This is a genomic window from Limnochorda pilosa, assembly GCF_001544015.1.
In the GTDB taxonomy this organism is placed as follows: domain Bacteria; phylum Bacillota; class Limnochordia; order Limnochordales; family Limnochordaceae; genus Limnochorda; species Limnochorda pilosa.
This window is the reverse complement of sequence record NZ_AP014924.1, coordinates 1,942,355-1,953,735: the sequence shown is the minus strand read 5'-3', so window position 1 is coordinate 1,953,735 and position 11,381 is coordinate 1,942,355. Positions and strand designations below refer to the sequence as shown.

Annotated in this window: 7 protein-coding genes; 5 read left to right on the top strand and 2 right to left on the bottom strand. The window is 72.0% G+C overall.

The window, feature by feature from the left end:
• Positions 1-29 precede the first annotated feature (29 nt).
• The 5 genes from LIP_RS08630 (at position 30) to LIP_RS08610 (ending at position 7,396) form a co-directional block, all read left to right on the top strand.
• Positions 30-941 carry a helix-turn-helix domain-containing protein gene (locus LIP_RS08630; protein ID WP_231699410.1) on the top strand — a complete coding sequence of 304 codons (912 nt, stop codon included), beginning with the start codon at positions 30-32 and terminating at the stop codon, positions 939-941.
• Entirely contained in the window at positions 938-1,834 is an 897-nt protein-coding gene (hslO, locus tag LIP_RS08625) for an Hsp33 family molecular chaperone HslO (protein ID WP_068136904.1), read from the top strand. Before LIP_RS08630 ends, hslO begins: the two co-directional genes overlap by 4 nt.
• A gap of 24 nt (positions 1,835-1,858) precedes the next feature.
• The gene (locus LIP_RS08620; protein WP_068136901.1) at positions 1,859-4,642 is read left to right on the top strand and encodes a UPF0182 family membrane protein; all 2,784 of its coding nucleotides are present in this window, start codon (positions 1,859-1,861) and stop codon (positions 4,640-4,642) included.
• A gap of 97 nt (positions 4,643-4,739) precedes the next feature.
• Positions 4,740-5,609: a stage II sporulation protein P gene (gene spoIIP / locus LIP_RS08615; RefSeq protein WP_068136898.1), complete on the top strand. Its 870-nt coding sequence runs from the start codon at positions 4,740-4,742 to the stop codon at positions 5,607-5,609.
• 53 nt (positions 5,610-5,662) lie between these two features.
• Positions 5,663-7,396, top strand: a complete 1,734-nt coding sequence (locus LIP_RS08610) for a DEAD/DEAH box helicase (protein WP_068136896.1) — start codon at positions 5,663-5,665, stop codon at positions 7,394-7,396.
• Between the two features lie 894 nt (positions 7,397-8,290).
• Here LIP_RS08610 and LIP_RS18515 read toward each other — a convergent pair.
• Together LIP_RS18515 and LIP_RS20025 are read right to left on the bottom strand one after the other, a co-directional pair.
• Positions 8,291-9,382: a hypothetical protein gene (locus tag LIP_RS18515; protein ID WP_144440399.1), complete on the bottom strand. Its 1,092-nt coding sequence runs from the start codon at positions 9,380-9,382 to the stop codon at positions 8,291-8,293.
• Positions 9,373-11,187 carry a DEAD/DEAH box helicase gene (locus LIP_RS20025; protein WP_082726056.1) on the bottom strand — a complete coding sequence of 605 codons (1,815 nt, stop codon included), beginning with the start codon at positions 11,185-11,187 and terminating at the stop codon, positions 9,373-9,375. Before LIP_RS20025 ends, LIP_RS18515 begins: the two co-directional genes overlap by 10 nt.
• Between the last annotated feature and the right edge of the window lie 194 nt (positions 11,188-11,381).

Sequence of the window (11,381 nt, the reverse complement as noted above, 5' to 3'; positions counted from 1 at the left end):
TCGCGACGGGGGAGGTGACGCGCGTGAGCATGGAATCCATCGGGCAGAAGCTGCGCGAGGCGCGGATGCAGGCCGGGATCCCGCTGGAACAGGCCTCCAGCCGGACGAAGATACGCGTCCACATCCTGGAGGCGCTGGAGTCTGGCGAGATGGAACGGATTCCGGGGGGCGACGTCTACACTCGGAACTTCCTGCTCTCCTACGCCCGTTTCCTGGGAATGGACGTGCACGCGATCCTGGCCGAGTTCGATCAGGCGCGCCCGGCTGTCAAGGAGCGCGCCAAGATCCTCGAGAGCGGGTCGGCGCCCGTTCGCTGGACCGACACGCCGCCCGCCTTCGGGCTGCGGCGCCGCGACGGGGCGCGCCTTTGGGGCGCCGGGCTGGCGGCGCTGCTGCTGGTCGCGATCGCGGTGGTGCTGGTGGCGTGGCTGGGAGGCTCCCAGGGTTCAGGGGAGACGACCCGGCTGCCGGCGGTGCTGGAAGGGACGCCGGCGGCCACCGGGCAGCCGCGCGACCAGGAACCGGAGCCGGGGGTGGGCCCGCCGGGCCAGGGGCCATCGGACCGGGCCGAAGGACAGGCCCCGGTGTCCGGCCTCCCCGCGGCCTCCCCGCGGGGTGAGCCACCGGTCGCGAGCCCGCCGGCGCGCTCAGATGCGACGGTTCCCTCCACCCTGGCCTTCGAGCCCCTGGTCCTGCGGGCGGTGGTGGAGCAACGTTCCTGGATGCGCGTGGACGTGGACGGGCGGACCGAATACACGGGCATCCTCCAGGCAGGGCAGGAGCGGAGCTGGACCGCGAACGACGAGATCCGGGTCCGCTTCGGCTACGCCCAGGGCGTGCGCCTCTACCTGAACGGCCACGACCTGGGGCTGGCAGGAGAGGACGTGGTCACCCGGAGCTTCACCCGGGAGATGCTCGGCCGCCTGGAGGGCTCGCGCTGAGCCCTCCCGACTTCGTCGCGCACGGCGTGGCGGCCGGGGGAGAGGTACGGGTCCTGGCGGCCGAGTCCACCGTCACCGTGAACGAGGCCCAGCGCCGGCACGGCCTGCTGCCTACCGCCACGGCCGCCCTGGGCCGGCTCATGACGGGCGCCGCCCTCCTGGGCGCCATGCTCAAGGGGCAGGAGAGCGTCACGGTGCAGGTCGTGGCAGGTGGTCCCTTGGGCTCCCTGGTGGCGGTGGCCGGATCCGACGGGACCGTCCGCGGCTACGTGGGCAACCCGGCCGTCCACCTGCCCCTGAACGCCCACCACCACCTGGACGTGGGGGGCGCGGTGGGGCGCGGCGACCTCTACGTCATTCGCGACCTGGGCCTGAAGGAACCTTATCGGGGAAGCGTCCCCCTCGTCTCGGGTGAGATCGGCGAGGACCTGGCCTACTATCTGGCCCACTCGGAGCAGGTCCCGTCCGCGGTGGCCCTCGGCGTGCTGGTGGAGGTCGATGCGTCGGTGCGGGCGGCGGGCGGGCTGATCGTGCAGGTCCTGCCGGGGCACGGCGAGGAAACGGTCGCAACGGTGGAGAAGGCATTGAAGGATCTTCCCGCCATCAGCCGCAGCATCGACCGGGGGAAGGGCCCCGTGCTTCTGGCCGAAGAGCGCCTGGGCTCGCTGGGGCTGCGGTGGCTCGAGCGGCGCCCGCTTCGGTTCGCCTGCCCGTGCTCGCGCGAGCGCTTCGAGGAGGGCCTGGTGGCTCTGGGGCGGGAGGAGTTGGAGCGCCTGGCCGCCGAGCAGGGGGAGGCCGAGACCGTCTGTCGCTTCTGTGGGACCGTCTACCGGTTCGATGCAACGGACCTTCGCCGCCTGATCGGGGAGGCGACCGAGCGGGCGCCCTCGTGACGGCGTGCGAGAAGGGGTGAACGCATGCGCAGCTTGGCCCGCAACACGGGCCTCGTAGTTCTGGTGGGGCTCGTTTTCTTCGGCATCGTCCTGAGCTTGTCGGCCCGCTTTCTCACCGACTGGTGGTGGTTCGAGAACGTGGGCCACCTGCCCGTCCTGCTCACGCGGCTGGGGTGGGAGTGGGGGGTCCGGCTAGGGCTGGGGCTTGCCCTCACCCTGCTGATCTACGTCAACCTGGCGGCCACCCGGGGCCAGGTAGGGCGGGCCCTCTTCCGCTACCAGGAACGCCTGCCCCAGGGGCTGAGCTTCAAGGCGCTGGGCGGGCTCTTCTGGGTGGCCTCGCTGGTACTGGGCTTCCTGTACGCGAGCGGGGTCGCGCCCGCCTGGGAGACCATCGCCCGGTACCTTCAGGCGGTGCCCACGGGCACCGTGGACCCGGCTTTCGGAAAGGACCTGGCCTTCTACCTCTTCACCATGCCCTTCTTCAGGCTGATCTACACCAGCCTCTTCGGTATGCTGGTACTGGTCTTGCTGATCGTGGGGGCCATCTACGTCCTCTCAGGCGCCCTCCACTTCCACGGGTGGCGCCCGGAGATGGAGACGGGCGCGAAGGTCCACCTCACGCTGCTGCTGGTGGTGCTGGTACTCCTCAAGGCCGGCGACTACTGGCTCTCCATCTACGAGCTGGTCTACTCGCCCCGGGGGGCGGCCTTCGGTGCAGGCTACACGGACCTGGTGGTGCAGGCCAACGCCAACCGGCTGCTGGTGGCCTTGAGCGGGCTGGTGGCCTTGGGGCTTCTCATCAACCTGTTCCGTAAGGGCACCCTCTGGATCGTGGCGGGGCTGGTGGGGCTCATCGGGGTCTCGCTGCTGGCGGGCTCGGTGGCGCCAGGGTTGGTCCAGCAGTTCCTGGTGGCCCCCAACGAGCTGGTGCGGGAGCGGCCCTACATCGAGAACCACATCCAGATGACCCGGCTCGCCTACGACCTCGATGGCATCGAGGAGCGCCGCTTCGACTACCAGCCCGCCCTGCCTGAGGAAGCGCTGGCCCGGAACCAGAGCATCATCCAGAACATCCGCCTCTGGGATTGGCGGCCGCTCCTGCAGACCTACCAGCAGATCCAGGCCTTCCGCCTCTACTACACCTTCCCCGACATGAACGTGGACCGGTACGAGGTGGACGGGACCTACCAGCAGGTGATGCTGGCCGCCCGGGAGATCGATCCCACGCGCCTTCAGAACCCCACCTGGATCAACCAGCACCTTCAGTACACCCATGGCTACGGCGTGGTGATGAGCCCGGTCAACCGGGTGACGGCCCGGGGCCTGCCCGAGTTCCTGCTGTCGGATATCCCGCCCCGTGGTGCCCTGCCGGTGGACCGTCCCGAGATCTACTACGGCCGGCAGACGTCGGACTACGTGGTGGTCAACACCGACATCGAGGAGTTCGACTACCCCCGGGGCGACCAGAACGCGTGGGCGCGCTACGAGGGTCACGGCGGGGTGCGGCTCAGCAACGTCCTGGTGCGGGCCGCCTTCGCGCTGCGCACGGGGGACCTGCAGCTCCTCCTCTCGGGGGACATCCACTCGGACAGCCGCCTGATGTTCGACCGGGAGGTGGGCGCCCGGGTCCGCAAGATCGCCCCCTTCCTGGCGTACGACCAGGAGCCCTACCTGGTCGTGGCTGCTGGCAGGCTCTACTGGATCGTGGACGCTTACACCACCAGCGACCGGTATCCGTACAGCCAGCCGATGCAGGGCGTGGGCAACTACATCCGTAACCCGGTGAAGGTGGTGGTGGACGCCTACCAGGGCGACGTCACCTTCTACCTGGTGGATCCCGAGGAGCCCATCGCGCGCACCTACGCGGGCATCTACCCAACCATCTTCAAGCCCCTGGACGCGATGCCCGAGGCCCTCCGCCGCCACATCCGGGTGCCGGAGACCTACTTCCGCATCCAGGCCCAGATCCTGGCCACCTACCACATGCAGGACCCGGTGGTCTTCTACAACCGGGAGGACGCCTGGAGCCTGCCCCAGGAGATCTACGGCGACCGGGCCCAGGCCATGGAGCCCTACTACCTCATCACCCAGCTCCCGGACTCGGATCGACCCGAGTTCATCCTGCTGCTGCCCTTCACGCCCGTGCGCCGCGACAACATGGTGGGCTGGCTCGCGGTGCGCAACGACGGCGAGCACTACGGCAAGGGGCTGCTCTACCTCTTCCCCAAGGACCGGCTCACCTTCGGACCCATGCAGGTGGAGGCCCGCATCGACCAGAATCCGCTCATCTCCCAGCAGCTCACGCTCTGGAGCCAGCGCGGCTCGCGGGTGATCCGGGGGAACCTGCTGGTGATCCCCGTCGAGAACTCGGTGCTCTACGTGGAGCCCATCTTCCTCCAGGCGGAGCAGAGCGACCTGCCCGAGCTGACCCGGATCATCGTGGCCCACGGCGAGCAGGTGACGATGCAGCCCACTCTGGAGACGGCGCTGGCCGACATCTTCGGGACCCAAGCGGTGGCCCGGACCTTCCCCGAGGTCTCCCCCGACCAGGCGGCGCCCGAGACCCAGCCCCTGGGCCCGCCCGCCGTGGCCGATCTGGCCCGGCAGGCGCAAGACCTCTACCAGCAGGCGCAGGACCGGCTCCGCAGCGGCGATTGGACCGGGTACGGCGAGGCCATCGACCGCCTCGGGCAGGTGCTCCGGCAGCTCGAGGAGGAGAGCGCCGCAGCCGGTCCGCCCCCGCAGGCCGCCCCCGCGCTGCCCTCTTCGGAGACGGCGCCGCCTGCCGAACCGCCCACCTCGTAGGCTGACGCGAACGCTCCGCACGTGACGGGGGCGGGCCGGCCGGGGACATACTCCGGGCGGCCCGCCCATATCATTCGGCTGGAAGGGGGGACGGCCCATGGCCACCTCAGTCCGGTCGGTGTTGCGGCGCGGGCCCAGCCTGCTCGCGGTCTTGGTGATCCTGGTGGCGGCCGCCGTAGTCACCGCGCGCCTGGTGGGCTTCGGTCCCGGCAGCCCGGCGCGGCCGGCCCCGCCGGCCGCCGAACGCGAGGGTGGCACGGGGGGCGCCGAGCCCGGGGCACCCGGCGAGGGGACCCGCGGGGCGCCGGAAGCACCGGGCCGGTCGCGCTTGCCGGAGGTCCTGGTCTACCACAGTCACGCCACGGAGAACTACGCGCCCAAGTCCGCCCACGCGCAGGGTACGCCCGGCGACGTGACCGAGGTGGGGCGGGTGCTGGCCGAGGCGCTCAACGCCGCGGGGATCCGCACCCTCCACGCCACCCAGGTGCACGACTACCCGGATTGGGAGCAGTCGTACGCGAACAGCCGTGAAACGGTACGCCAGGTGCTGGCGGCCAACGAAGCGATCAAGACCGTGATCGACGTCCACCGCGACGCCCTGCCCGAGGTTCAGGGCGAGCGGTACGCCACGGTCGACATCGGCGGCAAGCCCGCGGCCCGGATTCTCTTCGTGGTGGGTGACCTCTCGAACGCCAACACCGAGGAGAACCTGGCCTTCGCCGAGGCGGTGCGGGCCAAGATGGACCAGCTCTACCCGGGGCTCTCCCGGGGCGTGAAGATCCAGCACGACGACTACAACGGCAACCTGCACCCGAACGCCCTTCAGGTCTTCATCGGCGAGTACCGGCAGAGCACCCTCGAGGAGGCGACGCGCTCGGCCCAGCTCCTGGCCGACGTGGTCCGAAGCGTCCTCAACGAGACCCAGGCGACCCTGAACCGTTCCTTCCTGGGGATCGCCGGCCCCTGAGCCGCGTGGCCGGGCCGCCCTCCTGGGGCAGACTCTCAGGGGGAGAGGCGGGCTTGGGACCCTGGACCCACCTGGGGGAGGGCGGCGTGGTTCTTTCGTCGGAAGAGGTTACGGTGTGTGGGGACGGGCGGGCCCTCATCGAGGCCCTGGCCGCAGGGCGGGATGCAGGCGCATCCGCCCTGCGGCGGCTGGTGGAGGCCGGGGCCTCGGAGAGGGCACCGCTCCTGTGCGAGGGACGTCTGCCCGTCACGCTCCTTCCGCACCAGCGAGCGGCTGTGGTGGAGGTCCTGGAGCGGATGAAGGGCCGGGCGATCCTGGCCGACGAGGTGGGGCTGGGCAAGACGTTGGAGGCCGTGCTCATCACCCTGGAGCTGATGGAGCGGAGTCTGGCCGGGAGCGTGCTGGCGCTGGTACCGGCAGGCCTGGTGCACCAGTGGATCGGGGAGGCCGACCGGGCCGGGCTGCACCTGGAACGCCCCGGCGGGACGCGCTCCTGGAGCCGGACCCCCCGCCTCATCACGACCCTGGAGCGGGCCCGCCGCCCGGGGGTGCGGGAGCTCCTGGTCCGGAGGCCCTGGGACGTGGTGATCGTGGACGAAGCCCACCGGCTCCAGAATCCGGCCACCTTGAGCTTCCGGCTCGTGGACGACCTGCAGAAGAAGTACCTCCTCCTCCTCACGGCGACGCCCATCCAGAACGAGCTCCGGGAGCTCTACCACCTGGTGACGCTGCTGAAGCCGGGGCACTTCCACACCTTCGGCTCTTTCCGGCGGCACTTCGTGCTGGACCGGCGCCAGCCCCGAAACGTCGAGCTGCTCCGTGAGCGCCTGGCCGATGTCATGATCCGCACCACCCGGCGCGAGGCGGCCCTGGAGCTGCCCCCGCGGCGGGTGGAGGTGGACGTGCTCGATCCGGATCCAGCCGAGGCCCGTCTCCAGGCGGAGGCCCTCGACCTCGTGCGGCAGGCGGCGGCCTCGGTGCGGCAGGGGAAGGGTTGGCTGGCCCTGGTGACCCTTCTGAAGCAGGCCTCCAGCTCCCCCGCCAGCCTGGCCGAGAGCCTGGAGCGGCTCGCGCGCCGCGGGGGCGGGGTATTGGGGCGCGACCGGGCGGCCCGGCTGCTCGCCCTCTGCCGGGCGGCGCCCCGGAGCATCAAGGAGGAAGCGGTCGCGGAACGGCTGGGGCGGTGGAACGAGCCGGTCCTGGTCTTCACCGAGTTCCGAGGGACCCAGCGGGCCCTGGCCCGGCGCCTGCGGGCGGCTGGGGAACGACCGGTGCTCCTCCACGGGGGCCTGGGACCTTCCGAGCGCGAGGCCGCCCTGGACGCCTTCGCACGTGGGCGCGGCCGCGTCCTGCTCTCCACCGACGCGGGCGCCCTGGGCCACAACCTGCAGTTCTGCCGGCGGGTGCTGAACGTGGACCTGCCCTGGAACCCCATGCGGCTCGAGCAACGGATCGGCCGGGTGCACCGCTTCGGGCAGCTCCGGCCCGTGAAGGTGGTCCACCTGGTCCTGCGGGGGAGCCTGGAAGAGCACGTGCTCCGCCTCCTGGAGGAGAAGCTCCGCCTCTTCGAGCGGGTGGTGGGGGAGCTGGAGCTGATCCTGGGGGACGCGGACCTGCACCTGGAGGGGGAGATCGCGCAGGCCCTGGCCGGAGGGGACCCGCCCGAAGTGGCGCTGGAGCAGGTGGGCGAGCGGATCGCCGAGGCCGCCCGGCGGTACGAGGAGGCCCGCGAAGGCCTGGCCTGGCTCGAGCGAGGCCGGGAGGGGGGAACCGCCGATGCCCTTTGATCCCGGCCCCACCGATGCGGCAGCCGGCGGGACAGGGACCACCTGCCAACTCTTCGTGCCTCCCCCCTCGGAACGGTGGCTGGAGACCCTGGCGGACCTCCCCCGCTGGACGGCCGGCCGGCTGCCTCTGCAGGCGTGGCGTGTGCCCCCGTTCCCCCCGCCGGCGCCGCGTCTGCCCGGGGTGCGCGTGCGCCTGGACCGGATACGCCTCGAATACCGCGAGAATCCGCTCTTCGTCTTCCGCCTGCGGTGGAGGGCCGACCTCGCCCGGGAGGAGACCCTCGTCCTGATGGCCGACGCCGAGGGGCAGTGGGTGGAACCCGCGGTTCCGGTGCCTGCCGCGGCCGGGCCGTCGCCGGCCCCGGGGGCGCGCGGGCAGACGTACGGGCTTCACCGCCTCCTGGAGCGGGCGCTGGAGGCGCTGCCCCGCTGGGCCGAGGAGCCCGGAAGGTCCTTTCGGCGGGGCGTGCACGAGCGGCGCCAGCTGGAGGAGCAACGCCTGGAGGCGTACTACCGCGGTCTCGAGGACGAGGCGGCGGAACCGCTGAGGGCGATGCTCCTCCAGCTCGAAGGACTGCGGGCCCGCCTCCTGCTGCCGGGGGCGTCCACCCGCGGGGTCCCGGCCGAGGTGGAGGAGCGTCTGCGGGCCCTGCGCGAGGACCTGGCCGAAGCCCGGGCCCGCCTTGTGCGCGAGCGACGGCGCCGCATGGCCGAGGTGGCGGAGCGGTACCGGGTCCGCCTGGAGGCGGAGCCGGTTGGCGCCGCGCTCCTCTGGACGCCCCACCTGGTGCTGCAGCTCACCGTGCGGCCGGAGCGGGGCAGGGGCGAGGCTGAGCCGCTGGAGCTGGAGGCCGCCTGGAACCTGGCCCAGAGGCGGTGGTCCGGCCTGGCCTGTCAGGAGTGCGGGCGCGAGGTCGATCGCCTGCTCCTCTGTCGCTGCCCGAGGCTCCTCTGCCCGGGCTGCGCGTCCCCCTGCGCGTGCGGGACCGCCTTCTGTCCCCGATGCGCTGCGGGATCCTGCGCCGCGTGCGGTCGTCCCACCTGCGCCGCGTGCGGCAGCGCCATGCCCGCCGGCCCTTCCGACAGCGCTGCGCCGGGCCGCGCGGTGCCTGCCCGCGCCTGTCCGGACTGCGCGGCCCTCTCGGACGAACTGCTCCCGTCCCTGGACCCGATCGTGCCGGCCTCGGGTCTCACCAGGCCGCGCGCCACCCCGGGCGGCAGGTAAAGAAGCAGGGCCAGAAGCGGCCGAGCCCGCAGGCGGGGGGCCAGGCTTCGCTCCAGCTCCTCCAGGTGACGCTCCAGGGCCGCCGGGCCATCTCCGTCGGGGTCCTCCCGCAGGAGGGCCTGGTGGTACGCGGCCACCTGGCGCCGCTCCGCCTCCCAGCGGGTCCGCTGCTCGCGGGCCCAACCGGCGGCCTCGGGGGCCAGGCGGTTCGCCAGCGCCCGCAGGGTCGCCTCCACGGCTTCTCGCAGGCGGGGCCTGGGGGCACCCGGCGGCGAGCCGGCCCCCAGGCGGCCGGTTCGGAGCCAGTCCAGCCAGGGGGGCTCCTCCTCGGGCACCCGCACGTCCACGGGCCCTCCCGGCAGCAGGGCGCGGCTCGCCAGGGTCCAGGCCAGCCGGCCCGACCCGTTGCTCTCCACCCGCCAGAGGAGCTCCAGGACCGGAACCCACGTCGGGTCTCCGTCCAGCCACCGGGCCACGGCCGCGGGCGCGCGCCGCCGCCCGAGCTCCACCCACTGCCGGAAGCGGGCGCTGCCCGGGGCCACCCACTCGGCCTCCGGGTGGCGGCGCGCCCCCTCGTCGTCCAGCGCCCACACCCGGGGCGGGGAGGGGGGCGACGGGACGAAGGGTGAAAGGACGATCTCTTCCAGCTCGGCCAGACCTTCGGGCGGGAGCGTCACCTCGACCAGACCCGGTTCCAGGAGGCGCAGCGCTCCGCCAAGAAGAGGCAGACCCTCTTGGAGCCAGGTGGGGATCACAGCCACGGGACCCGCTCCCGGCTCTCGTCCAGCCGGCGGCGCTCCTGCAGGATGCGGCCGGCCAGCTCGTCCAGGCGCGTGAGCAGGTCCGCCTCGTCCCGGGACTCGAGCAACGCCCGGGTGAACGCTGCCTCCACCGTGGTCTGAAGCGCGGCGCCGGAGAGGATCGCGTCCAGCTCCCCGATGACCGATTCGAAGAGGCGGATCTTCTGCTGGAGCAGGTAGAGCATGTACGACTCCACGCTTCCCCGGACGGCCAGGGTCCGCACCAGCACCGGCTGGGTCTGGCCCAGGCGGTGCACCCGGCCGATCCGTTGCTCGAGCCGCATCGGGTTCCAGGGCAGGTCGTAGTGGATCAGATGGTGGCAGAACTGGAAGTTCAGGCCCTCGGCGCCCGAATCGGTGCTCACCAGCACCTGACCCCGCCGGCGGAAGAGCTCCCGCACGAAGGCCTTGCGCGAGGCCGAGAGGCTGCCGTCGAAGGCGAGGGCGACGATCCCTTCCGCCTGCAGGCGCCCCAGCAGCACTCCCTGGGTGGCGCGGTACTCGGTGAAGAGCAGCACCTGTCCCTCCGTCGCCCGCACCAGCTCCAGGCAGCGTTCGAGCTTGGCCTGCCGGCTCACCGAGCGGGCCTGCTCCAGGAGCCGGCCGGCCAGCTCAGGTTCCAGGTCGCCCTGGTCCAGCAGGTGCTCCAGGGTGGCGCACGCCGCCTCGACGCTGGAGGCCAGCTCGCGCTGCAAGGTGATCAGGGGGAGCATCCCGGCCAGGGTGCCGAGCCGCCGGTACTCCCGGCGCACCAGGTCCGTGACCGCGTCGTAGAAGGCCCGCTCCTCCCGGGTGGGGTCCACCAGGAGGGTCTCCACCCGGCGCTCGGGCAGGTCCTTGGCCACCTCGCGGTGGCGATGGCGGATGAGGACCCGTCCCAGGAGACGGCGCAGCTCCTCGGGAGCCCGCGGGGTGTGCCGGTCGATCATGAACGCGGCCTGGAAGGTGCGGTAGGTGCCGAGTTGGCCGGGGCGCAGGAGGCTTGTCAGGTGGTAGAGCTCCTCCAGCCCGTTCTGGACGGGTGTGGCCGTGACGAGCAGCGTGTAGGTGCGGGGGATGGCCTGCACCAGCTTGTGGTTCTGGGTCCGGGGGTTCTTCAGCTTGTGGGCCTCGTCCACGATGAGGAGGTCGAAACGCTGGCCTGCCAGGATCTCCCGGTGGGGGGAGCGCTTGGCCAGGTCCAGCGAGCCGATGATCACCCCCGGGCGCTCCCAGTCCGAGGGGTCCCGCTGCATGATGGCTTGGACGTCCAGCTTCTCCCGCAGCTCCTGGTACCACTGGTAGACCAGGGCGGCGGGGCAAAGGACCAGGGCCCGCTCCACCTGGCCCCGCAGGAGGTACTCCTTCAGGACGAGCCCCGCCTCCAGCGTCTTGCCGAGGCCCACTTCATCGGCCAGGATGGCCCGCCCGTCCAGATCCTCCACCACCCGCCGGGCCGTCTCCAGCTGGTGGGGGTAGGGGATCACCCCCACCTCCCGCCAGCGCTGGGCCAGGAGCCGGGGTGCGAGCAGGTCGCCACGGTCCACCGGCTCCAGGACGTGCAGCCGCCAGGCCAGCCCGAACCAGGCCAGCCTCTCCGGATCCGGCCCCTGCCGGCGCGCCCGCCCCAGGGCCCGGAGGATCCGGGCTGCGCCCGTCAGGGAAGCCTGGAGGTCCAGCTCGCCTCCTCGGATGGGCTCGCTCCAGCGTTCCGCGCGGGCCCTGGGCGGTGCCCAAACCCAGGACCCGTGCAGGATGGGTACGGTCACCTTCAGCTCCAACGGCACGGTCGTCCCCCCGCCCTAGGATGCGCCGCGGCGACTGCGAGCCGCGCTGTGTTCGAGATTTGGAGCATGGTCGGCAAAACAAGGAGGAATGCAACACAGTTCGACTGTGGAGGAAGAGAAAGGCTGTGGAGGAGGATTGAGCCTGAAAGCGCCGAAGAAAAGGGTTAGTCCGCGGGACGTCCGACGCGAGGCCA